At 61.4% G+C, this 24,509-nt stretch carries 24 protein-coding genes and 1 pseudogene; 7 read left to right on the top strand and 18 right to left on the bottom strand.

The window, feature by feature from the left end:
* Positions 1-81: 81 nt before the first annotated feature.
* Both KUV72_RS11325 and KUV72_RS11320 read right to left on the bottom strand, forming a co-directional pair.
* Positions 82-1,956 (bottom strand): autotransporter assembly complex family protein, encoded by a 1,875-nt coding sequence (locus tag KUV72_RS11325; protein WP_315857885.1) that lies wholly within the window; start codon positions 1,954-1,956, stop codon positions 82-84.
* A 29-nt stretch (positions 1,957-1,985) separates the two neighbouring features.
* Positions 1,986-2,855 carry a hypothetical protein gene (locus KUV72_RS11320; protein WP_222238446.1) on the bottom strand — a complete coding sequence of 290 codons (870 nt, stop codon included), beginning with the start codon at positions 2,853-2,855 and terminating at the stop codon, positions 1,986-1,988.
* Positions 2,856-3,062: 207 nt separating this feature from the next.
* Here KUV72_RS11320 and KUV72_RS11315 point away from each other — a divergent pair, with 207 nt between their 5' ends.
* Positions 3,063-3,608 carry a Fe-Mn family superoxide dismutase gene (locus KUV72_RS11315; protein ID WP_222238444.1) on the top strand — a complete coding sequence of 182 codons (546 nt, stop codon included), beginning with the start codon at positions 3,063-3,065 and terminating at the stop codon, positions 3,606-3,608.
* 7 nt (positions 3,609-3,615) lie between these two features.
* On the opposite strand, the gene KUV72_RS11310 is transcribed toward KUV72_RS11315, so the two are convergent.
* Together KUV72_RS11310 and galU are read right to left on the bottom strand one after the other, a co-directional pair.
* Positions 3,616-4,908: a nucleotide sugar dehydrogenase gene (locus KUV72_RS11310; RefSeq protein WP_222238442.1), complete on the bottom strand. Its 1,293-nt coding sequence runs from the start codon at positions 4,906-4,908 to the stop codon at positions 3,616-3,618.
* A gap of 4 nt (positions 4,909-4,912) precedes the next feature.
* Complete coding sequence (galU, locus tag KUV72_RS11305) at positions 4,913-5,803, bottom strand: UTP--glucose-1-phosphate uridylyltransferase GalU (protein ID WP_206938682.1); 891 nt, start codon at positions 5,801-5,803, stop codon at positions 4,913-4,915.
* A gap of 150 nt (positions 5,804-5,953) precedes the next feature.
* Between galU and ubiG the strand changes: the two genes are divergently transcribed.
* Both ubiG and KUV72_RS11295 read left to right on the top strand, forming a co-directional pair.
* Entirely contained in the window at positions 5,954-6,673 is a 720-nt protein-coding gene (ubiG, locus tag KUV72_RS11300) for a bifunctional 2-polyprenyl-6-hydroxyphenol methylase/3-demethylubiquinol 3-O-methyltransferase UbiG (RefSeq protein WP_409995526.1), read from the top strand.
* Positions 6,670-7,332 carry an HAD-IA family hydrolase gene (locus KUV72_RS11295; RefSeq protein ID WP_222238438.1) on the top strand — a complete coding sequence of 221 codons (663 nt, stop codon included), beginning with the start codon at positions 6,670-6,672 and terminating at the stop codon, positions 7,330-7,332. Before ubiG ends, KUV72_RS11295 begins: the two co-directional genes overlap by 4 nt.
* A 122-nt stretch (positions 7,333-7,454) precedes the next feature.
* Here KUV72_RS11295 and KUV72_RS11290 read toward each other — a convergent pair whose 3' ends face one another.
* The 10 genes from KUV72_RS11290 to ruvC all read right to left on the bottom strand — a co-directional run bounded on the left by KUV72_RS11290 (position 7,455) and on the right by ruvC (position 15,876).
* Complete coding sequence (locus tag KUV72_RS11290; protein ID WP_222238436.1) at positions 7,455-8,231, bottom strand: YciK family oxidoreductase; 777 nt, start codon at positions 8,229-8,231, stop codon at positions 7,455-7,457.
* Positions 8,232-8,244: 13 nt separating this feature from the next.
* Positions 8,245-9,051 carry a tol-pal system protein YbgF gene (ybgF, locus tag KUV72_RS11285; RefSeq protein ID WP_206938674.1) on the bottom strand — a complete coding sequence of 269 codons (807 nt, stop codon included), beginning with the start codon at positions 9,049-9,051 and terminating at the stop codon, positions 8,245-8,247.
* A gap of 31 nt (positions 9,052-9,082) precedes the next feature.
* Positions 9,083-9,625, bottom strand: coding sequence for a peptidoglycan-associated lipoprotein Pal (gene pal / locus KUV72_RS11280; protein WP_206938672.1), 543 nt, complete (start codon positions 9,623-9,625; stop codon positions 9,083-9,085).
* A 60-nt stretch (positions 9,626-9,685) separates the two neighbouring features.
* Positions 9,686-10,942 carry a Tol-Pal system beta propeller repeat protein TolB gene (tolB, locus tag KUV72_RS11275; RefSeq protein WP_222238606.1) on the bottom strand — a complete coding sequence of 419 codons (1,257 nt, stop codon included), beginning with the start codon at positions 10,940-10,942 and terminating at the stop codon, positions 9,686-9,688.
* Between the two features lie 101 nt (positions 10,943-11,043).
* The gene (gene tolA, locus KUV72_RS11270) at positions 11,044-12,303 is read right to left on the bottom strand and encodes a cell envelope integrity protein TolA (protein ID WP_222238435.1); all 1,260 of its coding nucleotides are present in this window, start codon (positions 12,301-12,303) and stop codon (positions 11,044-11,046) included.
* Positions 12,304-12,311: 8 nt separating this feature from the next.
* A complete protein-coding gene (gene tolR, locus KUV72_RS11265; RefSeq protein WP_206938666.1) occupies positions 12,312-12,752 on the bottom strand; it encodes a protein TolR in 441 nt (146 codons plus the stop codon).
* Positions 12,753-12,767: 15 nt separating this feature from the next.
* Entirely contained in the window at positions 12,768-13,457 is a 690-nt protein-coding gene (tolQ, locus tag KUV72_RS11260) for a protein TolQ (RefSeq protein ID WP_224852098.1), read from the bottom strand.
* An 18-nt stretch (positions 13,458-13,475) separates the two neighbouring features.
* A complete protein-coding gene (ruvB, locus tag KUV72_RS11255) occupies positions 13,476-14,504 on the bottom strand; it encodes a Holliday junction branch migration DNA helicase RuvB (protein ID WP_206938665.1) in 1,029 nt (342 codons plus the stop codon).
* A gap of 1 nt (position 14,505) precedes the next feature.
* A complete protein-coding gene (ruvA, locus tag KUV72_RS11250; RefSeq protein WP_222238433.1) occupies positions 14,506-15,111 on the bottom strand; it encodes a Holliday junction branch migration protein RuvA in 606 nt (201 codons plus the stop codon).
* 225 nt (positions 15,112-15,336) lie between these two features.
* A complete protein-coding gene (gene ruvC, locus KUV72_RS11245; protein WP_206938654.1) occupies positions 15,337-15,876 on the bottom strand; it encodes a crossover junction endodeoxyribonuclease RuvC in 540 nt (179 codons plus the stop codon).
* A 253-nt stretch (positions 15,877-16,129) separates the two neighbouring features.
* On the opposite strand from ruvC, the gene ubiM reads away from it, so the two are divergent.
* Positions 16,130-17,398: a 5-demethoxyubiquinol-8 5-hydroxylase UbiM gene (gene ubiM, locus KUV72_RS11240; protein ID WP_222238431.1), complete on the top strand. Its 1,269-nt coding sequence runs from the start codon at positions 16,130-16,132 to the stop codon at positions 17,396-17,398.
* 133 nt (positions 17,399-17,531) lie between these two features.
* Here the strand turns inward: ubiM and aspS are convergent, their stop codons facing one another.
* Positions 17,532-19,310 carry an aspartate--tRNA ligase gene (gene aspS / locus KUV72_RS11235; protein WP_206938644.1) on the bottom strand — a complete coding sequence of 593 codons (1,779 nt, stop codon included), beginning with the start codon at positions 19,308-19,310 and terminating at the stop codon, positions 17,532-17,534.
* Positions 19,311-19,353: 43 nt separating this feature from the next.
* Positions 19,354-19,629, bottom strand: a complete 276-nt coding sequence (locus KUV72_RS11230; protein WP_222163836.1) for an FmdB family zinc ribbon protein — start codon at positions 19,627-19,629, stop codon at positions 19,354-19,356.
* 229 nt (positions 19,630-19,858) lie between these two features.
* Between KUV72_RS11230 and KUV72_RS11225 the strand changes: the two genes are divergently transcribed.
* From KUV72_RS11225 to KUV72_RS11215, 3 genes are all read left to right on the top strand, one after another.
* Positions 19,859-20,791, top strand: coding sequence for a D-2-hydroxyacid dehydrogenase (locus tag KUV72_RS11225; RefSeq protein WP_222238430.1), 933 nt, complete (start codon positions 19,859-19,861; stop codon positions 20,789-20,791).
* 221 nt (positions 20,792-21,012) lie between these two features.
* Entirely contained in the window at positions 21,013-21,924 is a 912-nt protein-coding gene (locus KUV72_RS11220) for a ribokinase (RefSeq protein WP_222238428.1), read from the top strand.
* A 58-nt stretch (positions 21,925-21,982) separates the two neighbouring features.
* Positions 21,983-22,924 (top strand): nucleoside hydrolase, encoded by a 942-nt coding sequence (locus KUV72_RS11215; protein ID WP_222238427.1) that lies wholly within the window; start codon positions 21,983-21,985, stop codon positions 22,922-22,924.
* 143 nt (positions 22,925-23,067) lie between these two features.
* Here KUV72_RS11215 and yccX read toward each other — a convergent pair whose 3' ends face one another.
* Positions 23,068-23,334 carry an acylphosphatase gene (gene yccX, locus KUV72_RS11210; protein WP_261317469.1) on the bottom strand — a complete coding sequence of 89 codons (267 nt, stop codon included), beginning with the start codon at positions 23,332-23,334 and terminating at the stop codon, positions 23,068-23,070.
* A 198-nt stretch (positions 23,335-23,532) separates the two neighbouring features.
* Positions 23,533-24,429: pseudogene (locus tag KUV72_RS11205) on the bottom strand (YihY/virulence factor BrkB family protein); the annotation flags it as partial.
* Between the last annotated feature and the right edge of the window lie 80 nt (positions 24,430-24,509).

The raw sequence follows: 24,509 nt of genomic DNA, 5'->3' as shown, positions 1-24,509 counted from the left end.
CCAGAGGGCGCGTCCTTTTCTCATTGAAGCCTCATTGCAGGGGCTGGCGCCCTCCTGTCAGGGGGCTGGCGCCGGCTGGCCTTAAAATTCTGGTCCGATGGCGAAGTGCAGGCGGAAATTATCGTCCTCGTCATCGAAGGGATGCGCGATATCAAAACGTATCGGCCCCACCGGAGAGATCCATCTCACACCCACCCCAGCGCTCTTCTTGAGGTCATTGGGCCACCACTCCGAAAACGCATCGCCAATGTCGAAAAAGGTGGCACCCCACCACTTGCCGGTGATCCGGCGCTGGGCCTCGACGCTTGCGGTAAATTCGTGCTGCCCGCCTTCCAGGTCGCCGTTCTCATCTTCCGGGGACAGGGATTCGTAGCTGTAACCACGCACGCTGGTATCGCCACCGGTAAAGAAGCGCAGTGATGGCGGGATCTTGTCGAAATCATCGGTGTTGATCGCGCCTACGCCCAGACGGCCGATAAAGCGGTTGTCGTCACCCAGCTTGCGAATCCACGCGGTGTCACCGGTCATGCGAAAGAATTCCGCGTCCGACCCCCAGGACTCATGAGAATACTGCAGCTCCAGGTTCTGGCGGTCACCCCAGGTCGGAAACTGGGGATTGCGGGTGCGCACCCGGGACCATTTCACTCCGGGGTACAACAGCAGCACCTGATCGGACTGCTCGCCCTGGGTGAAGTCCTCATAGGTGGTACGCACGTAGATCGTCTGTTCCCAGTCGTTTTCAAACACCCAGTGGCGCCCGAAGTCCACGGTGCTCTCGAAACTCTCGGTATCCTCGATATCCTGGTTACGCAGACCGTACTGCAGCCGATAGCTGTCATTGAGGGGGTCTTCCAGGGGAATGCGATAGGTACCGCTGAACTGCTGGTCGGGTGCAGACAGATAGACCTGGTTGTCCCAGCTATGGCCGTAGCGGTTGACCCACGGTTGCTCCCAGGAGAACTGAAGCCGAGGCCCTACATCCGTGGCAAAGCCGATACCCGCCTCAAACTGATGTCGATCAGCGGGGGTAACGGTGACATCCACGGGCATTGTGGGTAGCGCAGGCGGATAGAGGGAAAGTGCGCTGGCCAAGGCTTTACGGCTAATCCGGGGACCAGAGAACGGTGCCGGGATCTCGCTCACATCGACCGAGTACCACCAGCCATCGTGCTCCGGTAGAGCAAGACTGCCTTTCTGGCGCTCCAGCCGGGGGCGAACCGTCAGCGAGCCGAACCACTCGGTCGAGCTCAGTCGGTTGTTCAGTTCAGCCACATCGCTGGCCAGGTAAGGATCACCGTAGTCAAAGGGGACCAGATTGCGCAGGCGATCTTCGATGATGTGACTGCCTTTGATGTAGACGTTGCCGAAGCGATAGCGAGGGCCGCTGTCCATGCCCAGGTAAATGCGTGCACTATCCGCCCAGGGGCGTATCTCCATACGTTCGTCAGTAAACTGCCAGTCGAAGTACCCGCGCTCGATGGTCAGCCCCTGAAGTCGGCTTTTGAGGCTGTCATAGGGAGCATGCTCGAGGATGTCGCCGAGCTCTTGCGGGTAGGCGTCGATCGCCAGTTGGAAGGGCGCATCGTCCTTCGCGTCACCTTCCAACGTGAAGTCGATGACCTCAAGGCGCACCGGATCTCCCTTGTCGATGGTCAGGAAGACTTCCTGTGGCTCTTCATCACGATCGAAGCGCATCTCGATGGACGGCTCATAGTAGCCGTACACCCTCATGGCTTCCTGGGTCAGGCGCGCCACTTCGTTGCGCAGGCGCTCGACGCGGTACTGGCTGCCATCCAGCCCCTCGAGGTAGACCTCGACGTTGTCAGCGATTCGTCCTTCGATACCCTGGACCTCGGCATCCATGGCGAACGTCGGCAGTGCCACCAGCAGCAGCAGGCCCGGTCCCAAGGCAACAGCACCCAGTCTCCGGCGAGCGGGAGCACGATGTTCCATCATGTTGTAGCGTTCCTGACGTGGGTACTGGATCAACGCAGCGCTTCCAGTTGTGCGCTGAAGGCGAGTTGAGCTTGGCGCAGGTCGCGCAGATCGGCGGCCAGCGACGCCATATTGTCTTCCATGGCGTCGATTCGCTGTCCGATCCTGGCCTCCAGCGCCTGCTGCTCTTCGGCCACATCTTGGCGTGATTGGCGCAAGCCTTCAACGTCACGCGTCACCTCGGACAGGCGATTTTCAGCGCTTTCTACCCGTGGCAGCATCTCGCCGAGACGAGTATCCAGTCGGCTGACCACTTCATCTACCCGGGTAGTGACGGACGCCAGCCGTCCAGCAAATGACTCGCGGGCGTCGTCGAACCTGTCCATGCGCGCCTCGAGGGCACCTCTGGCGCTGTCGCCGGCCCGTTCTACCGCTGCCAGTGACGAGCGGGTCGATGCCAGGGTGTCGCTGAGAGTGGACAGCCTCTCATCTAGATCCTGCAAAGTTTCTGCGTTCACTTCCTGGCGGTCCAGCGATGCCTGTGCCTGTTCGGCAAGTGCGTTCTCCACTCCAGCAAGGCCTTCCCCTAGCCGTTGGTCGAGAGTCTCATTGGCGCTCTCCAACCCATCCAGGCGGCGCTCGAACTCTGCTATCAGGTCGCCCTCCCCTTGTTCGGCCTCGAAGCGAGCGTGAACGTTGGAGAGTTCTCCGCGCAGACGGCTCAATTCCTGATCAAGCCGCTGGCGTTCCTGCCACAGCCACCAGCTACCCGCCGCCAGGCCACCTACGACCAGCAGCATCAGCAGCCACAAAGGCCACAGCCTGGGCGCTGGTGCTTGCCGATAACGGGTAGCGGACACGCTTTCGCCCGGATCCGGCACGATACTGCCCGGGCGTCCGATGTCTGGGGGGTGAGCCATAGGGGTCTCCTGATCTGCATGAGGAGCTGGCGCGAACACAACCTGTAGCGATTCGAGAACCGTACGTCACGTCGCTGGCAGCCAACAGTTGGCTGATAGTGTAAGGTTTTTTACCACCATTACGCACGGCGCTGCGCGCTTCTCTGCTGGCAACATGCTATTGACGCCGCTATCGGACCCCGTGGCAAGACCTGTTCAGGAGCTATCATGTCCTTCGAATTACCCGCACTACCCTACGACAGCCATCTATTGGAGCCTCGGCTTGCCAAGAGCTGGATCGAACACCGCTACATGGGCGATCATCTCGATCACCTGCGGGTTCTCAACCGCTGGGCGGCCGTGCAAGGGCAACCAGCGCTGTCACTTGACGACGGGCTGCGAGCGGCCAGTGAAGAGGTGCGTCATCACGCTCAGGAGGCGTGGAACCTGACCCTGTTCTGGCACTGCCTGACACCGCGCCAGGAGCCTTTGGTGGAGCCACTGGCGACGATGATTCAGCGTCAGTACGGGAGTGTCGAGGGAATGAAGGAGGCCTGCATCAGGATATTGGGCAAGGCCGGAGAGAGCGCCGCTTGGGTGTGGGTTCTGCGTCAGGACGATGCCCTTGTCATCACCACCACAGGGACAGGTGAGCCCATGACGACAGCGGGTGAACCCCTTTTGGTACTGGACGTCCTGGGCGACAGTGAGGCGCTGGAGCGGCTGTGGCCTCTGATAAATTGGCCGTTTGCCGCTCGCAACGCTCAGGATTGAGGAACACTCAACAGACGGGGTCTGCACGCCTGCCGATGCCGCGGTAGTGGAAGCCCTGCCCCGCGACATACGCGGGGTCAAAGATGTTGCGTCCGTCGAGGATAAGCTTCTCGTTCAGGCGCTGGTGCAGGAGCTGCCAATCCGGGTTCCAGTAAGCCTTCCACTCGGTCACCAGCAACAGCGCATCTACCTGCTGACAGGCGTCGAGGGGGTCTCCATAGTGCAGTGTCAGCAGCGGATGATCACCCACCGCTGCCTGCACCTCCGGCAGCGCTGCCGGGTCGTGCAGATGCACGTGTACGCCCTGGGCCCACAGGGCACGCAGCAGCGTCAGCACGGGAGCGTGATCGATCCTCGCCGTGCCGGGCTTGAAGGCGGCGCCCCAGATCGCCACACGGCGGCCTTCCAGACGACCCTGAAAATGGGTCCACAGCTTGCGGAATAACGTCTCTTTCTTGTGCTCGTTGATCTCGAGGACCTGATCGAGCAATTCAGAGTGGCGACCGCTGGCCGACTGTACATCTGCCAGCCCCACCAGATCGCGGCTGAAATTGGGACCGCCAAAACCGCAGCCCGGGTACAGATACTCATAGCCAATACGGGGGTCTGCCCCCATGCCCTGGCGAACGTACTCGACGTCGACACCAAGGGTGTCCGCCAGTCCGGCCATCTCGTTCATATAGCTGATCCGCGTCGCCAACATGCCGTTGATGGCCAGCTTGGTCAGCTCGGCGGCGCGCCGAGGCATGCGCTTGAACACCTCATGCCGACGGTTGAACGCCCGCATCAGTTCACGGACCTGACGCTCTGCACGATCATCGTCGCAGCCCAGCAGCCAGCTTCTTGCCCGAGTGAAGGTGTCCCAGGCGCGGCCTTCCTCAAGGGTGTCGGGCAACGCCACCGACATGACGTCCTTATCGGGCAGCAGCGCTTCGAAACGCTCGGTATCGCCTACCGGGAAGGTAGCATTGTTGATAATCACCGCCCCGTTGGCCAACATCTCGGCCGCATCCTTGACCAGTCGTGCCGCCTCATCACGCTGGGTGGGCGACAGCGCAAGCCATAAGACGTCCACGGCGGCGTAAGGCAGCGGGTCGTCGTGATCTACCTTGAGGTGCCCGGCCTCCATGGCCGCTGTCAGGTGCGCGAGCACGGATGGCTCACGAGTGAGCCATCCGCTGTCCTTCAGCTCGTCCCAGCGGCGGTCCAGAGGACGCCAGACGACATCATGACCCACCCAGGACAAGGCAGCGGCGGCGGTGGCGGCTGACAGTTCACTTCCATGTATCACCACTTTCATGGCATCAGTCCTCGGCAGCGTAGCGTTTCAACAGCTCCGTGAAGCCCTCGCCATAGCGAGCATGTCGGCGACCGTAAGCCAGAATCGCCTCAAGATAGCCGAGTTGGTGACCGCAGTCATACGTCGTGCCCTGCATACGGTAGGCGTCAACGCCTTCAGCGTTGCGCAGCTCCTCGATGGCGTCTGTCAGCTGAATCTCATTGCCGGCGCCCGGCTTGGTGCGGGCCAGCATCGGAAAGATCCGTCCCGGGAGCAGGTAGCGACCGATCACCGAAAGGTTGGAAGGCGCTTCTTCCACCTTGGGCTTCTCTACCAGACCATCGAGCTGGCAGGATTCGCCCGGCTGGGGCGGCTCGCCCTTGGGTGCCACAATGCCGTACTTGTAGGTCAGCTCGCGGGGGACTTCCTCGACCATCAGCTGGGAGCGCCCGGTCTGTTCAAACGCCTCGATCATGCCGGCCAGGTCATTGCGGCTGAGACCATCGTCATCCACCAGCACGTCCGGCAGCAGCACGGCAAAGGGTTCGTCGTCGCCGATCACTGGGCGCGCGCATAGCACGGCGTGTCCCAGACCCAGCGGTTCGGGCTGGCGCACGCTGATGATATTGACGTCGGCTGGTACGATGGCCCGCAGCTCTTCGAGCAATTCGGTCTTGCCCTTGGCCTCAAGCCCGGCTTCCAGCTCGAAGTGCTTGTCAAAGTGGTTTTCAATGGCACTCTTGGTGCCATGAGTCACCAGGACGATGTCACGAATACCTGCCGCAACGGCCTCCTGGACCACGTATTGAATCACCGGGCGATCCACGATGGTGATCATTTCCTTGGGGATGGCCTTGGACGCAGGCAGGCAGCGGGTGCCAAAACCAGCGACAGGGAGAACGGCCTTGCGGATCATGGAGACTTCCTTCTTGTCGAAAACAGGAGGTTCTAGTGTCATCCATGGCGACGTGCACCATGGGACTTGGAACAGGGAATGCGTAGAATAGCGTATCAGACGAATGTGGTCCGCTGACATTGGCGGCTTGCCTTGGAGAACCTAATGAACATGTCCGATACCCCTTCCGCCAACGTTGACCACACTGAGATCGACAAGTTCTCTGCGCTGGCGGATCGCTGGTGGGATCCCGAAGGGGAATTCAAGCCGCTGCATGCCATCAATCCGCTGCGCCTGGACTTTATCGACGCCAGGGTTGGACTGGCTGGTCGCAAGGTCATCGATGTGGGGTGTGGCGGTGGCATCCTGGCCGAGGCCATGGCACGACGCGGTGCCCGAGTCACCGGAATTGACCTCGCCGACGCCTCGCTGGAGGTCGCTCGACAGCATGCCCGGGAGCACGACGTAGATGTCGACTACCGGCTGGTCAGCGTCGAGGATCTGGCGAGCGAAGCTCCAGCAAGTGCCGATGTCGTCACCTGCCTGGAGATGCTGGAGCATGTCCCCGATCCCGAAGCGATCATCCGGGCCTGCGCCTCACTGTTGAAGCCGGGTGGGCAACTGGTGCTGTCGACGATCAATCGCAACCCCAAGTCCTACGCTTTGGCCATCCTGGGAGCAGAATATCTGCTCAAGATGGTGCCCCGCGGGACCCATGACTATGCGCGCTTCATCCGCCCATCGGAACTGGCTCGCTGGTGCCGTGACGCTGGGCTCAAGGTCTGCGAACAGACAGGGCTGGTCTACCATCCGGTGACCCGCCGCTTCTCGCTGTCTGCCGATGATGTCTCGGTCAACTATCTGATGCATTGCCGCAAGGAGGTGGCATGAGTCAGTCATCGCCCCAGGCCCTGCTGTTTGATCTCGATGGCACCCTGGTCGATACGGCGCCTGATCTGGCGATGGCCACCAATCGACTGCGCCAACTGCATGGTCAGGAGGCGCTGCCCTACCCGCGCATCCGTGCTCAAGTCTCCAATGGCGGCAGTGCCCTGGTGACCCTCGCCCTGGGACTGAAACCGTCGCATCCTGATCACGCCGCAGCACGCCAGACATTGCTCGACTTCTATGCGGAAGCTGTCGCCGACCACAGCCAGGTGTTTCCGCCCCTCGACCGCCTGTTATTGCACTGGAGCGATCGCTCGCGTCCCTGGGGCATCGTCACCAACAAGCCGCGCCTGTACGCCGAGCCCTTGGTCGAGGCGCTGGGACTGCAGCCTGGAGCCTTGCTGTGTGCCGATGACCTACCCCACAAGAAGCCCCATCCGGAACCATTGCTCGAGGCAGCACGGCGCCTGTCAGTAGCCCCGCAAGAGTGCTGGTATCTGGGCGACCACGTGCGCGACATGCAAGCCGCCAGAGCGGCCGGCATGACCGCTATCGCAGTGGGATACGGTTATATCGCAGAGGAAGACGACATTCGGCAGTGGCCAGCGGATCGCTGGTTCGACACTGCTGAGGCGGTCGTGGAAGCGCTCAGCCTGCCCTGACACGACGGCAGTGAAGAGACCGACTATGGCCACGCCGTCGTCACTACACTCAGGTCCACGCTGCCATTGCCTTGCATCTTGCACCACCTGAGGCAGCTCAAGGCAATGGCAGTAAGTCACACTCAACGCTTTGGTGGTTGAGCGTCGAAGGCCTGACCGTTGCAGCCCCTGCTATCCGGACCCATCAGCCACAGGTAGGTAGGCATGATGTCTTCCGGTGTGCGCAGGGTCATCGGATCCTCTCCGGGATAAGCCCCTTTGCGCATGGCCGTGCGTGTCGCACCAGGGTTCAACGTGTTGACCCTGAGCGTCCCGAGGTGCTCAATTTCTTCGGCCAGCACCTGCGAGAACCCTTCGGTGGCGAACTTTGACACCGAGTAGGCTCCCCAGTAGGCCCGCCCTTTGCGACCGACGCTGGAGGAGGTAAAGATGACGGAGGCATCCTGGGACTGGGTCAGCAGCGGCAACAGGGCCTGGGTCATCCAGATCGGCCCTTGCAGGTTGACCTGCATCACCTGCTCCCAGAGCTCAGGATTGTACTGCTCGAAGGGTGTGATTTTGCCCAGAAGCCCGGCGTTGTGCAGGATGCCGTCGAGACGGCCGAACTCCTTGTTCAACGCCTCAGCCATGTCGTGATAGTCCTTGAGCGTTGCCCCCTCGAAGTTCAGCGGGAAGATCGCCGGCTGTGGTCCTCCCGACGCTTCTATCTCGTCATACACCTTTTCAAGCTTGGACGTGGTGCGACCCAGCAGAATCACGGTGGCACCATGGCGAGCGTATTCGATCGCGGCAACTCGACCAATGCCGTCTCCGGCGCCGGTTACCAGAACGATGCGATCTTTAAGCAAGTCACTGGGCGCTTGATAGTCGATCTTGCAGGCGGTCTCATGGTCACTCATGGCGATTCCTCGATCAGGCCCCGCTCTGGCGCATGTAGTCATCGGCCAGCGATGCGGCATTGCTGTCAGGATAGTCTTCCTGCACCGACTTCAGCAGCGCATGTCCCGCATCCGTATCCCCCTGGCGCGCTTTCAGCAATCCCAGCTTGTACATCGCATCGGGAACCTTGCTGCTGTCGGGGAATCTCTCCAGCACCGTGTCAAAGGCCTTTTCGGCATCGCCAAACGACGATTGGGCCGAATGCAACTCACCCAGCCAGTAGTAGGCATTGCCGGTCAGACTGCTGTCGGGATAGCGATCCACGAAGGTATCGAAATCACTGATGGCTTGATCGAAATTGCGTGACTGGACCTTGGAGAAAGCGGCCTGATACGCCTCGCGAGCCTGGTCACTCGCGCCGCTTCCCGCTTGCTGGGATGAGTTACTGGTCGAGTCGCCCTTCGGCTCGGAAGTGTCGGCAGCGGCCGCTGAGGATGAGGCTTGCGGCGCCTGGGCAGGCAGCTCGCTGAGGCGCTGATCCAGGTCCATGTACTGCTGGCGGCTCTGCTGCTTCAGCTGATCAAGCTGATAGCGCAACTCCTCGATCTGCCCGCGCAGCTCTCTCAGCTCCCGTTGGTGCTGTTCGACCTGGTTGAACAAGGCCAGGTTACCGCTGGCCTGGGCCTGGGTGGCCGTCTGATCATAAAAGCTGTTGCTGCCTCCAAGATCCCTGACAACCGGTTGCTGGGCCAGCGCTGGTGACATGATGGCGGGTACTATGACGGACAACGGGAGCACCAAGGCTCCCGCGCCGCACAGTCCCTTAAGACTGTGTCTCATTGACTTCTCCCACGTCCGACGTCAGTGACCTTTAGTAAGCAAAGACCACGCGGCGGTTCTGTGCAAAGGCATCCTCGTTGCTACCGCGAGCCGCCGGGCGCTCTTCACCGTAGCTGACGACTTCCACCTGGGACGGATTGACGCCTTGCAGGCGCAGGTAGCGCTCGACAGATCCGGCACGACGCTCACCCAGTGCCAGGTTGTATTCGCGGGTACCACGCTCGTCGGTGTGGCCCTGCAACACGACAGAGGCATTCGGATTGCGGCTGAGGTACTGAGCGTGGGCATTGACCACTGACTCGAACTCAGGGCGAATCGCGTCGCTGTCATAGTTGAAGTAGATGGTACGCACTTCAGGGATGCGTGCATCGGACATCTGGCCGGAGCCATCGGTGCCGTAGCCGCTTACCTGGCCGCTGCCTGCGGTGCCGGTGCCGACACCGGATCCGCCCATGGTGCCGGAACCACTTCCGGCGGCGCTGCCGTCCTGGGTGCCGCCAGTGCTGGAACAGCCGGCCAGCACGGCCAGGGAAGCGGCGATTGCCAGCGAACGGGCGTAGGGCTTCAGAAACATCGTGTCACTCTCCTTGCTTGATGCATCAAAGTCGATTCGTGGGCCGAGGCTACCAACGAATCAGTTGAGGAACGGGGACCAGGACGGCTCACGCACATCACCCTGGGCGGCTGGCAGGCGGAACTGCGCACGTCCATCGGCGGTGACCGCCCCCAGCACCCCCGTACTACCCTGCTGGGTGGCGAAGATTACCATGGTGCCATTGGGCGCGATACTGGGAGATTCAGCTTGTTGTGCATCGCTAATTTCCACCAGGCGCCCACTGTCCAGATCCTGCTTCGCCACCTGATAACCATTGTTGCCACGGTGGATCAAGAACAGCGTCTTGCCGTCCGGAGACAGGCGTCCACGCGCGTTGTAGCTACCGGTGTAGGTCAGACGCTCGGCGTTGCCGCCGTTGATGCTCTGACGATAGATCTGTGGACCTCCGGAGCGGTCAGAGGTAAAGATCAGGCTGCTGCCGTCGGGGCTCCAGGCCGGTTCGGTCTCGATGCTGCTGGAGTTGGTTACACGCTGCAGGTTACGGGAACCGATATCCATCACGTAGATTTCAGGCTGGCCATCGCGGGACAGCGCCATGGCCAGACGACGGCCATCCGGGGACCAGCTCGGCGCGCTATTGAGACCTTCAAAGTCGGTCAACTTGGCCCGCTGTCCGGTAGCCAGGTTCTGGACATAGATCGCCGGACGCTCGGTCTCGAAGGATACGTACGCCAGCTTGCCGCCGTCAGGAGACCAGGCCGGTGACATGATCGGCTCATCGGATGTCAGCACCTGCTGGCTGTTGCGACCGTCGGCATCCGCCACATAAAGACCATACTGGGTGTTATCACCCACGCCTTGGGACGTGACATAGGCAATACGGGTTGAAAACGCGCCGCGAATACCGGTGATCTCTTCGAAGATCTGGTCACTGATATAGTGGGCCGCCCCACGCAGGTCGGAGCTTGAGGCCGTCACAGTCTCTCCGAGCAGACGACTTTCGCCGCTGACGTCGAGCAGTTCGTAACGCACCTTGACCTGTCCACCTTCCTGGCTGGTGCTGCCTACGACCAGATAGCGGGAGTCCAGGCTACGCCAGTCGCCATAGGTGACGTCGTCACTGCTGGAGGGCTGGTTGAACATCGCCGAGCGAGGCAGAGGCTCGAAGTAGCCGCTGCGCTCCAGATCGTCGGAGACGACCTGGGCGATGTCCTCGGGCAAGCCACCGGCCTGATCAGCGAAGGGAACCACGGCGATGGGCGTGGCGCGCTCGTTACCCCGCGTAATATCGATGGTGAGGTCTGCAGAAGCCACGGGGCCAACCAGCCACAGCATGGCGCCGGTCACGACCGAAGCCAGTCCTTTGCAGAGCGCACGTCGATGACCACCGGATCGACGCTCTGTTCCTGCCCACCAACTCGCGTTCAATGCTCTCATCAGCGAATGTCTCCTGGTCTGAACCGCAGATTGAATTGACGATAGTCGCGTTGCACGCCGCTGGGAAGGTCCCGCAGCTCGGAAAATGGCGCGGCCGACTCCACCGCCTGAATCGCCGAATTATCAAAGGCGGCATCGCCACTGGAGCGACGGATGCTCACCGCGAACACTTCCCCGGAGGGACCAAGCCGAACTTCAACTTCGGCCGTGGTGCCATTGCCGACATTAGGCGGGATGACCCAGGCTTGCTCTACGGCACGTCGCACCAGTTGAATGAAACCATTGGCGGCCTCGGCGCCCTGCTCGGCATTGGAGACGGCATCCGAATCGCCTTCGATAATGCGCTGCAACTGCCGCTCGGCTTCCTCCCGTGCCTGGCGCTCAGCCTCCTCCCGGGCCTTGCGTTCGGCTTCCTCTTTGGCCCTCTGCTCGGCTTCCTCTCTGGCCTTTCGCTCGGCTTCCTCGCGGGCCTGGCGCTCGGCTTCTTCTCTGGCCTTTTGCTCGGCCTCCTCGCGGGCCTGGCGCTCAGCTTCTTCTCTGGCCTTTTGCTCGGCTTCCTCGCGGGCCTGACGCTCGGCTTCCTCTCTGGCCTTGCGCTCGGCTTCTTCGCGGGCTTGGCGCTCGGCTTCCTCCCTTGCTTTCTGCTCGGCTTCCTCTCTTGCTTTCTGCTCGGCCTCCTCGCGGGCCTGGCGTTCGGCTTCCTGCTGACGAGCGGCCTCTTCCTGACGTCTGCGCTCGGCTTCCGCCTGGCGCTCCTGCTCGGCCTGCTCACGTGCCGCTTCACGCTCAGCCTCCTGCTGCGCCCGCTGCTGTTCGGCAGCTTCCGCTTCAGCCGCGCGACGCTCTGCTTCAGCACGTGCTTGCTCCGCCGCTTCCGCCTGGGCCTGCCGTTCTGCTTCTTCCTGAGCTTGCCGTTCCGCTTCCTGCTGCGCTGCACGCTCAGCCTCTTCCTGAGCCTTGCGTTCAGCCTCTTGCTCGGCTTGCCGCTCGGCGTCACGCTTGGCCTCTTCCTCGGCCTGACGTTCCGCCGCACGGGTACGTGCCTCCGCAGCCTGCTGCGCCTGATCAGTCCGTGTTTCGGTGCTGATCAGCGTTGCCTGCACGATAGCGTTATTGGGCGTCTCAGGCTCGCTGGTCGGCCACTTGATCACGCTCAGGATGAGCAGCCCCAGGTGCAATGCCACAGCCAGCACTGTCGGCAGGCCGTAGCCGACGTTTCCGGCGCGCTTGCTGGTCGTTCGCCGTTGTGGTTTCGCCATGAGCTCTCCTAGCCTTCCTGGGGCGGGGGCTCGGAAATCAGCCCTACGTTGGCGACGCCAGCCACCTGCAGCGTGCTCATCAGGGTCACTATCTGGCCATATGCCACATTGCGGTCACCACGCACCATCACCGGCGTGCCGGGTTTGCGCTCCAGCAGAATAATGACGCGATCACTGAGCTCATCCAGGCTGACCTGCGTCTCGTCTCCACCAAGACTGATGAAATACTGGCCTTCCTTGTCGACCGACACGATGATCGGTTCGCTGTTCTCGACATCCTCGATCGGCTCGGACGTCACCTGTGGCAAATCGACCTTCACCCCCTGGGTCAGCATGGGTGCGGTAATCATGAAGATCACCAGCAGCACCAGCATGACGTCGATGAAGGGCACGACGTTGATTTCCCCCATGGGCTTGCTGCGCCCACGGCGATTGAAGGGTCCTAGCATGGAGGGTCTCCTTCCTCAGGCCGCACTTGCGTCGGGACGGCCCTGCAGGTTGCGGTGCAGGATGGAGTGAAACTCCTCGGCAAAGTCTTCGTACTTGCCCAGCAAGCGTGACGACTCGGCAGAAAGGCGGTTGTAGAAGATAACCGCAGGAATGGCCGCAAACAGGCCCATCGCGGTAGCGACCAGCGCTTCGGCAATCCACGGTGCCACCGTGGCCAAGGTCGCTTGCTGGGCCATGGAAAGCGACTGGAAGGAGCCCATGATGCCCCACACGGTACCGAACAGACCGATATAGGGACTGGCCGAGGCGACGGTGGCCAGAAAGACCAGATGAAGGTTCAAGCGCTCTTCTTCGCGGGACCAGGCCACCCGCATGCTGCGCTGAACGCCGTCAAGGATCGCCTGTGGGCTGCGCGTCTTGGGCATCAGCCGATTGAATTCACGGAAACCCGCACGAAAGATGTGCTCAGCACCCTGGCTATCGCCTTCGGCCGGAGCATTCTTGTACAGCTCGTTGAGGTCGACGCCGGACCAGAACCGATCTTCGAACGCGCGGTGAGCCTTGCGGGCACGCCGCATGACGAAGCTGCGCTGAAACACCACGATCCAGGACAGCACGGAACCGATCATCAGCAACAGCATGACGAACTGGACCACGCCGCTGGCGTTCATGATCAAGTGGGGAATGGACATGGAGTCGTTCACGGAAATCCTCGTCTCAAATCAGTCGTTGGAAGCGTCAAGGGCCCGGTCGTCCGGGGCCATGCCAAAATGGGTCCAGGCCTGGCGGGTAACCACCCGGCCTCTTGCGGTTCGCATCATCAGACCCTGCTGAATCAGATAGGGTTCGATGACATCTTCAATGGTGTCGCGCTCTTCTCCGATGGCAGCGGACAGAGAGTCCACGCCTACCGGACCACCCTCGAACTTTTCGATCATCGCCAGCAGCAGTCGGCGGTCCATATGATCCAGTCCATGGTGGTCCACATGCAGCATGTTCAGGGCCTGGTCGGCCACGTCGGCGGTGATATGACCACCCGCCTTCACTTCGGCAAAGTCTCGCACCCGCCGCAGCAGGCGATTGGCAATTCGGGGCGTGCCCCGAGACCGCCTCGCCACCTCTCTGGCACCGGCGAGGTCGGCTTCTACCTCGAGCAAGCGCGCAGAACGCGCGACGATCTCGGTCAGCTCGTCGATGGCATAGAATTCCAGGCGCTGAACAATGCCGAAGCGATCGCGTAGTGGTGAGGTCAGCCGGCCTGCCCGGGTCGTGGCGCCGACCAGGGTAAAAGGAGGCAGGTCGAGCTTGATCGAGCGTGCTGCCGGCCCTTCACCAATCACGATATCCAGCTGAAAATCTTCCATCGCCGGATAGAGGATCTCTTCGACCACAGGAGAGAGCCGGTGTATCTCATCGATGAACAGCACATCGCCGGCCTTCAGGTTGGTCAGCATGGCAGCCAGATCTCCGGCTCTCTCCAGCACCGGACCAGACGTCGAGGTCAGCCCAACCCCCATCTCCGTGGCGATGATGTTCGCCAGCGTCGTCTTGCCGAGACCAGGAGGGCCGAATACCAAGGTATGATCCAGGCTCTCGTCCCTGGCTCTGGCCGCATGGATAAAAATCTCGAGCTGTTCGCGCACACGCGGCTGGCCGATGTAATCGGCGAGACGCTTGGGACGAATGGCATGATCCACCCGACCCTCGCCCTCCAGGGTGTCTCCGGCGATAAGGCGATCCGTTTCAATCATGTCAGCCCGCCATGCGGCGTGTCAGTGCCGCCTTGATCATGGCTTCCGTACTGCTTTCCCCTTCGAGTCCCGACAGCATGCGGCTCGCCTCAGTAGGTTTGTAGCCGAGACTGACCAATGCTGCTTCCGCATCCGCCAGCAAAGACGTGGAGGACGTGGGTGCCGCAGGCTGTCCCTCCAGCGGGAGACTGTCGGGATGCTGCCAATGGGGGAAGCGGTCTCGCATCTCGATGACCAGGCGTTCAGCGGTCTTCTTGCCCACGCCAGGTAGACGTGTCAGAGCCTTCACGTCGTCCTCCATGACGCAGCGCACGAAGGCGTCCTCCTCCATGCCCGAGAGAATCGCCAATGCCAGTTTCGGCCCGATGCCGTTGACCTTGATCAGGGCCCGAAACAACGCCCGCTCCTGCTCGCGAGCAAAGGCGTACAAAAGATGAGCGTCATCGCGTACGGTCAAATGGGTGTACAACGACACCTTCTCACCACTACCGGGCAGTGCGACCAGGGTCGTCATTGAGGCTTCCATTTCGTAGCCGACCCCTCCCACATCCACCACGAGCCAGGGGGGCTGAGTCTCGAGCAATGTGCCTGTGATGCGTCCAATCATGGCGCTATAACTTCCTTGAACATTCGGTGTAGGTGACCACCAGTGTAACCGAGACCGGGGCCGGAGTTCGCTGGTGCAACGCCGTAACATGCCACCGGACTACCCCTTGGCTGCGCCCACTATACGGCTACCAGATAGCCATCGCTAGCGTGACAAACACTGTTCGAAAATCAAGGTGTCTGCATAAAGAGACGCTCATCCAAGGGCACGGCTCCAACGCTATCGTCAGGGACGGTACTGCCGCCAGGATTGTCCGCGACCACCGCCGCGACGCCCGCCATAATTGCCTTCATTGACCAGTCCTCGGGACGCGTAGAGGTGCGTCAAGGCAATCGCCAATGCATCTGCAGCGTCTGCCTGAGGAGTGCCCGACAGCCCAAGGGTGGCGGTGATCATATGCTGCACCTGGGTCTTTTCTGCGCCACCGGAACCGGTCACCGCCTGCTTGATCTGTCGTGGACCATACTCGTTGACGGTAAGACCGTGGTTAGCGGCACACACAATCGCAGCCCCTCGGGCCTGTCCCAATTTCAACGCGGAGTCGGCATTTTTCGACATGAACACCTGCTCAATGGCAAAGGCGCCTGGGCGGTAGAGGCCAATCAACTCGCTGATGCCGGCGTAGACCTGGGCGAGCCGTTGCGCCAGGGCGTCGTCTTTGAGGCGAATACAGCCACTGGCCACATAGCGTGGCTGTCGCTCGCTGGCGTCAAGTACACCGTAGCCTGTCACACGTGAACCAGGGTCAATGCCCAGCACAATCATCCCTGTCTCTCCTGTGCCGCGTACTGGACACACGTGCCACGGCCGTTGTCATCGCCCGCAAGAATGGCATGGCCTTGGCCTGAATTGGTGGAAAAATCTAGCATTTATGTCCTTAGGGTCGTGGCGCTGCCATCCTTGACCAGATCAAGATAACCGCACAATGCAGACGAAAGCGTCTGAGGCTGTGCTAGCGTAATGCGCACCATTCTATCGTTCCTTCAAATGACCAGCGAATCCGACACAGGAGTCAGGTATGAAAGATGTGGCCATCGTAGGCGCGGGGCCTGTTGGCATCTGCTTGGCGCGTGCACTGGCGGGCGCTGGAATGGACGTGGCGCTAATTGAGCGCGCGCGCCAGGACCAGCTCTCCACCCCCCAACCAGATGGCCGCGAGATCGCTGTCACCCGAGCGTCTGCGGGTCTGCTGGAAACGCTAGGCGTATGGCAGCGGATTCCCCAGCAGCAGGTGTATCCACTGGCGAGCGCAAGAATCTTCAATGGTGCATCGCAGTTCTCGATGAAGGTGGATCCACACGATCCCGATCATCCCCTCGGCGTGATGGTCTCCAACCATCTGATCCGCCAGGCGGCCTACGATGAGGCAAGTCGAATCGATGGCATCGAGTGGCACTTCTCTTCCCTGAAGCAGATTGACACAGATGCTCAGTGCGCGCGGCTTCATCTAGAGAATGGTGAGGAAGTTACAGCGCGGCTGGCGGTCGCCGCCGACAGCCGCTTTTCCGAGACTCGCCGTCAAATGGGGATCGCCGCACGCATGCGGGACAATGGACGCAGCATGATGGTGTGCCGCGTTCACCACGAACGCGCTCACGACCAGTCTGCCTGGGAGTGGTTTGATCACGGCCAGACACTGGCGCTACTACCGTTGACCTCTCATCTATCTTCCGCGGTAGTCACCCTGCCCAGCCGGCAGATGGCAGAACTGTCGTCACTTCCCTCAGAAGCGCTTTCCGCTGCCTTGACACAGCGCTACGCCAACCGACTGGGAGCGATGACCGTCAACGGTGAAGCTCACGTCTACCCCTTGGTCAGCGCTTATGCGGAACGCTTTGTCGGCACTCGCCTGGCGTTGGTCGGCGATGCGGCGGTGGGCATGCATCCTGTCACCGCCCATGGCTTCAACTTCGGGATACATAGCCAATACCGCCTGGCCCGACGGTTGATCGGCGCCTATCAGCAGGGTAAGGATATCGCCGCCCCCCATCTGCTGGCAGGCTATGAACGGGAGCATCGTCTCGCCACTTGGCCGCTGTATCAGGCGACCCAGGCCATCGTCGGGCTATATACCGATGAACGCCCCCATGCTCGCATCCTGCGACACCTTGGTTTACGAGCGGGAGAGCGACTGTCTCCTGCCCGCCATTGGCTAGCGCAGCAGCTTGCTCAGACCGCACCCAATCGAGCAGGGCCGATTCCACTCCCTGGGCTGCCGTCACTGCCCCTGCCGCCTGCGCCCTTTCCTTCCCTGTTGTTTTCAGGGGCGCCCTCTCGCCAGCAGTAAGCAGGAATGACCGCTATACAAACGCAGAACCCCCGCCATATGGCGGGGGGTTCTGCGTCATTCATGCGCCAGACGGACCTGTCGAAACAAGCCCCTGGTGCAAGCGCCCAGGTGACGGCCTGGGCGGCTTGTCTCACTCGGCGCTGTCGGCCTTGGCCTTCTGACGAAGACGAATGTTCAGCTCCTTGAGCTGATCGGCGCTGACATCGCCCGGTGCGTCCGTCATCAAGCACGCGGCACTCTGCGTCTTCGGGAAGGCAATGACTTCACGAATGGTGCGCGCACCGGTCATCAGCATGACCAGACGGTCGAGACCGAATGCCAGGCCACCGTGGGGCGGCGCGCCATAGTGCAGGGCGTCGAGCAGGAAGCCAAACTTCTCACGGGCCTCTTCTTCACCGATCCCGAGAATCTCGAACACCACGCTCTGCATGGCCTGATCGTGAATACGAATGGAGCCGCCACCCAGCTCGGTACCGTTCAGCACCATGTCATAGGCGCGTGAAAGGGCCCCCGCCGGATTGGCCTTGAGCTCTTCCGGGCTGCAGGCTGGCGAGGTGAACGGGTGGTGCAGCGGACTCAGACGCCCGTTGTCATCCGCCTCGAACATCGGGAAGTCGACGACCCACAGCGGTGCCCAGGCCTGGGTGTAGAGATTGAGATCCTCGCCCAGCTTGACCCGCAGCGCTCCCAGTGCCTCGTTGACGATGCGCGCCTTGTCGGCGCCGAAGAAGATGATGTCGCCATCTTCCGCACCGACACGGTCAAGCAGCGTCTCGATGACGTCTTCCATGAACTTGACGATTGGCGACTGCAGGCCTTCGATACCCTTCGCACGCTCGTTGACCTTGATCCAGGCCAGACCGCGCGCTCCGTAGATACCGACGAACTTGGTGTATTCGTCAATTTCCTTGCGTGACAGCTTGGCACCGCCACTCACCTTGAGCGCTGCCACACGACCGTCTTCGGCGTTGGCAGGACCAGAGAAGACCTTGAAGTCGACGTCTTTCATCAGATCGTCGACATCGGTCAGCTCGAGCGGAATACGCAGATCAGGCTTGTCAGAGCCGAAGCGATGCATCGCCTCATGCCAGGTCATCCGCGGGAAGTCGCCAAGTTCGACATCCAGCACATCCTTGAACAGGCCCTGGATCATGGATTCGGTAATACCCATGATGTCGGACTCGTCGACAAAGGATGCCTCGAGGTCGATCTGAGTGAATTCAGGCTGACGATCCGCCCGCAGGTCCTCGTCGCGGAAACACTTGGCAATCTGGTAGTAACGATCGAAGCCAGCCACCATCAACAGCTGCTTGAACAGCTGTGGGGACTGCGGCAACGCAAAGAAGTTGCCAGCATGGGTACGGCTAGGCACCAGGTAGTCGCGGGCACCCTCAGGGGTGGCGCGGGTCAGTACCGGGGTCTCGATATCCAGAAAGCCTTCGCCTTCGAGGAAGGCGCGTACGCTGTGGGAGATGCGAGAACGCAGACGCAGCTTCTCGATCATCTCAGGGCGACGCAGATCAATGTAGCGGTGCTTGAGGCGAATTTCCTCACCGACCTTGCCATGCTCGTCCAGCTGGAACGGCGGCGTTGCGGCGGTGTTGAGCACCTCTACTTCTTTGGCCAGCACCTCGATCAGGCCTGTCGGCATGTTCGGGTTCTGGGTGCCCTCGGGACGCATGCGCACACGGCCCTGAATGCGCAGCACGTACTCGCTGCGGGCGCGGTCGGCATTGGCGAAGGCCTCGGCAGTGTCAGGGTCGACCACAACCTGGGCGATACCATCACGATCGCGAAGGTCTAGGAAGATCACCCCACCGTGGTCACGGCGGCGATGCACCCAGCCGCACAGGCTGACCGTCTGGTCTACCAGGGTTTCGTTGAGCTGGCCGCAATAATGGCTGCGCATGTTGATTCCTGTCATGTTGCGTGAAGGTTGGACGGATCGAGACTCAGGCGGCGGCGCCGTCTCCGGAGGACGAGCTACCGGAGCCACTGCTGCCACTCGAGGCACCACTGTCGCCCGCCAGGTTTTTCTTGCTGCCGCCGGTCTTGAAATCGGTTTCGTACCAGCCACCGCCGGCAAGACGGAAGCCTGCGGCAGAGACCAGACGATTCAGCTCGGGGGCTTCACAGGCTGGACAATCGCTCAAGGGGGCGGCGCTCATTCGCTGCAGCTTCTCGAGACGGTGGCCACAGGCCTTGCACTGATATTCGTAGATGGGCATGGTTTGAGGTCTCCGTTCGCATCAACCCTAAAAGTAGGAACAGAGACGCCACAGCGGCACATCTTCCGCAGCTCTCTGTCCCGACATGCGATATAGGGCCGGCCAAAAGCAATTCCAAGCCCAGATCAAGGGGCCGTATTATAGCGCGCTGAACCCCATGAGGCACAGCCCTGTGCGATCAAACCGCTCAAACTCGGCCATGCTACCCCCAATGACAAGAGGAGCCGTGATGAAAGCCGTTCTACTCGATGCCGACAGCCTGGGCGACGACATTGACCTGACCCCCCTGCGCGAGCAGCTCGACAGCCTGGACGTCCACCCCACCAGCACCACCGCCGAGGCCCGCGCGCGCCTCGACGGTGCTGATGTTGCGATCGTCAACAAGGTCGTGCTGGACGCCGATACGCTGAACGCCCTGCCCTCGCTGAAGCATATCTGCGTGCTGGCAACGGGCACCAACAATATCGATATGGAGGTCGCCCGGCAACGCGGCATTCGGGTCGACAACGTCAGCGCCTATGGTACCGCCAGCGTCGCCCAGCACACCCTGATGCTGATCCTGTCGCTGGCCACTCGCCTGCCACAGTACACCAGCGATGTTGCTGAAGGACGCTGGGGTGAGAGCCCCTTCTTCTGCATGATGGGGCATCCCACGGTACAGCTCGAAGGAAAGCATCTGGTGCTGGTCGGCCAGGGTGAGCTTGGGTCTCGCGTCGCCTCTCTGGCCGAGGCGTTCGGCATGCGGGTGACGTTCAGTGCACGTCCAGGTAATGAAGCCAACGACCATCGCCCCGCCCTGGCCGAGCTGTTGCCGGAGGCCGATATGGTCAGCCTGCACTGTCCCCTGACCGAACACAGCCGCCACTTGATCAACGCCGACAACCTTGCACGCATGAAGGCCGGCGCGCTGCTGGTGAATTGCGCCCGCGGTGGTGTCATCGACGAGGAAGCCGCACTGGCGGCGCTGCGTGATGGCCGTCTGGCCGGCCTGGCCGTGGATGTCTTGCCGGTAGAGCCACCCCGCGATGGTCATGCGCTGATTGACGCGCTCAACGAGACGCCGCGGCTCAATCTACTGGTGACGCCGCACAGTGCGTGGATCACCCCGGAAGCGCGACAGAACATTGTGCGGCTGACCGCGGAGAACTTGCGAAACGCCTGACGACCTAGCGTCGTGTCTTCGTGCCCTTGTCTAACGTTGATGTTAATCGAGGGCACCTCCATAAGGTGTTCGTCTCAGGAGATAACGGTATAAATACGACTCTACTGTTGACTGCGCTTGCACACACCGGCCTTCACTCCGATACTTCGCGCTAACGCCGTATCACCAAGCGCAGGCACTTTTCGTTCAAGCCCTAAGCCCATACCGTCATCGGACACCCTATGTTGTATAACTACGGGTCGATCAACCTCGACCATGTCTACCGCGTCTCTCATCTGGTGCGTCCTGGAGAAACCCTTGCCAGCCACGAACACCGTGTCGGCCTTGGCGGCAAGGGCGCCAATCAATCATTGGCCCTTGCCAAAGCGGGAGGCCAGGTCCAGCACTGGGGCTGCCTCAACGCACAGGATGGCTGGGCTCGCGAGTTACTGCAGGATGCCGGCGTCGACGTTGCCGGCGTCAAGCAGGTACCAGGCCCTTCCGGACACGCCATCATTCAGGTGGACGACAGCGCGGAGAATGCCATTCTGCTCTTCCCCGGCGCCAATCATCACTTCAAGGCGGATGATATCGCCGAACTGATGAAGGCTTGCTCAGCCGGTGATTGGCTGTTGCTGCAAAATGAGTGCAGCGTGCTTGCCGACAGCATCCAGCTGGCACATCAGCGTGGCGTCCAGATCGCCTTCAACCCTGCGCCGATGAGCGATGACGTCAAGCGTCTGCCGCTGCATCTGGTCGATCTGCTGTTCGTCAATCGCGGCGAAGCCGCCTGGCTCGCTGAATGTGAGGATGACGCCTCTGCCGAGACCTTGCTGGACGCCCTGGCGCAACAGCTTCCAACAACGGCACTGGTGTTGACTCTGGGAGCCGAAGGCGCCTGGTACCAGCACGGCGATCAGCGGCACTTTCAGCCCGCCAGCAGCGTCAAGGCCGTCGACACTACAGCAGCCGGCGACACCTTCATTGGCTACTATCTGGCCGCCATGCAGGAGCAGGCAAGCGTTGCCGAGTGCCTGGCCCTCGCTTCCACCGCAGCCGCCTTGGGTGTTCAACGCCAAGGCGCTGCCACCAGCGTTCCCGCGCGCCATGAAGTGGACAGCGCCCTTTTATCCGGTCAGCACCAGATCCGCTGAGCCATTCTTCTTCAGCGTAGGCGTGGCACCACGCCACGCCTGCTGCACAGGAGCTATCGTGAAGTATCCGATCATCTTTGATACCGATCCTGGCGTTGATGACGCCCAGGCCATCGCCATCGCCCTGCGTCATCCCGACATTGACCTGCTGGGCATGACCACCACCTTCGGCAATGTCGATATCGATACCGCCACCCACAATGCGCTGTTGCTCGGTGAGTTGGCAGGCCAGCCCGTGCCAGTGGCCCAGGGCTCGGCCTGCCCAATGGTCAAGCCGCGACACCCGGCACCGAAACATATTCACGGCGACAATGGGCTTGGCAACATTCCGCTGCCACCCGTCACCGGCCAGGCGGAGTCACGCAACGCGGCTCAATTCATCGTGGATACGGTACGTGCACGTCCAGGTGAGGTGTCACTTGTCGCCGTGGGCCCCCTGGGCAATCTGGCCGCAGCACTTCAGCTGGCGCCAGAGATTGTCAATCTGGTTCGCCAAGTGGTCGTCATGGGCGGCTCCATCCGCGAAGGGGGCAATGTCACTCCGGTGGCGGAGGCCAACATCTTCAATGACGCCCACGCCGCGCAAAAGGTACTGACGGCGGGCTGGCCGCTGACCCTGGTGGGACTCGACGTCACCCATCGCTGCATCCTAACCCCCGAGCACATGTCCCGCATTGAAGCTGCCCAGGGGAATCTCGGTCGCGTCCTCGCCGGCAGCTATGACTTCTACCGCGCCTTCTACCGTGATGCCCTGGGCATCGACGGCTGCTGCCCTCACGACAGTGTGGCATTGGCCTGGCTGGTACGCCCGGAGCTGTTCAAGACCACCCGGGGCCACCTCACCGTGGTCACCGAGGGCGCTGCGGAGGGCCAGACCATTCTTGCCGCGGAGGGTCGCCAGTTCATCGAGCCTCGCTGGTCCGGCACTCCTCTTGCGCAGGTGTGTCTCGAGGTAGACGGCGCTGCGGTCAGCCAATGGATCGCAGATACGCTCGGCTAACCCAGCACGCCGCTGGCGTCGACGCATCTTGCACTAGCTCGTTGCCCCGTTGATCTAGCAAGGGGCAACGCCGCATGGCGCCCAAGCAAAGGGGGCGGCCACCGACCGCTCGGTGACCGCCCCCTGTCGCTGTCGCCTTCGCGTCAGCCCGTCGTGAATGCCTCGGGCATCGACGAGAGCATCACCTCTTGACGCGTCACGCGGGTCACCGTGGCCTGGGGCGGACCTTGCTCCAGCCACTCAGCGACCTGCTCGACCTCATGGCGAGGGCCGCACAGCAGTACCTCCACGCTGCCGTCAGGCTGATTATGCGCGTGCCCAACCAGCCCATGCGCCTGGGCCTGCTGCTGAGTCGACCAGCGAAAACTCACGCCTTGTACCTGCCCTTCGACAACGGCCTCCAGGCACATCATGTCACTCTCCATATCGTCCTCCCGCGCCTGATCGTGCTGCTGGGCGGTGGCTGCATGGCCTGTGCCGCCTACTTCATGCTCGGACATCCCATCGACGCGCTCAAGCGTGTCGACCTCTTGCTGACGCTGTTGCGCCTCCTGTTCGAATTCACGCTGCTCTTCAGCGCTCCACTGGGCCTTCACGCTTTGCTGATCCATCAACTCCTGCTTGACCAGCACGGCACTGTTGCGAGGAATAATCGGCTTGTGGCGGGCGACCAGGTGCACCTTGGTAAAGGCGGCGCCGAACAGCAGGATCAAGGAGGAGTAGTAGACCCACAGCAACACCACCACCACAGAGCCCGCTGCGCCGTAAGTCGATGCAGTGGCGTTGTAGGCAAGGTACAGCGCAATACCTGAGCGTCCTACCGAGAACAGCAACGCGGTGACCACGGCCCCGACAATGACATCACGCCAGCGCAACACCACGTCCGGCAAGACCTTGAAGATAGTGGCGAACAAGGCGGCAATGACCCCCACCGACACGGCAAACTCAATGCCCCTGGTCAGTAGACTGACATAGGGAAGAAGGTCATCAGCGGTCTTCAATGCCGCCCTTACAAAGACCCCAAGACCTACCGAAACCAACAGAATGAAGCCGATCGCGAGCACGATGGTCAACGACAGCATCCGGTTCTTCACGAAGATCCAGGCACTGTTACTGGTGGGACGGGCCGCTACTCCCCAGATGGTGTTCAGTGAAAACTGCATCTGACCGAACACGGTGGTGGCACCAACGATCAAGGCGCCAAAGCCCAGCAAGGTCGGCAACAGCCCGGACTCCTGAATCCGCGACTGAGCCACGGCCTGTTCGATGGCAGAGGCGGCGTCGGGTCCCATGGTGCCCTGCAGCTGGGCAAAGATCTGTCCCTGGGCCGCCTCTTCACCGAGCACTACCCCAATCACCGTCACCGCAATGATTACCGTGGGCGCCAGGGAGAACAGCGTGTAAAACGCCAGGGACCCTGCATAGCTGAAAGCATTGCGCTCTAGCCAGAGCGCCACGGACCGCCGCAGTACTCCCCACCAGAAGGCGAAGAATGGAATGATCATAACGTTCCCTCGTCATTTTCTTTGCTGTCAGCATACCGAAGAGCGCGAGACAACGCAGAATCGATGTTCAACACCCTGTC

Origin of the sequence: Halomonas sp. DP4Y7-1 (assembly GCF_019800705.1) — a bacterium.
GTDB classification, from domain to species: domain Bacteria; phylum Pseudomonadota; class Gammaproteobacteria; order Pseudomonadales; family Halomonadaceae; genus Halomonas; species Halomonas litopenaei_A.
This window is presented reverse-complemented; position numbering and strand designations above follow the sequence as displayed.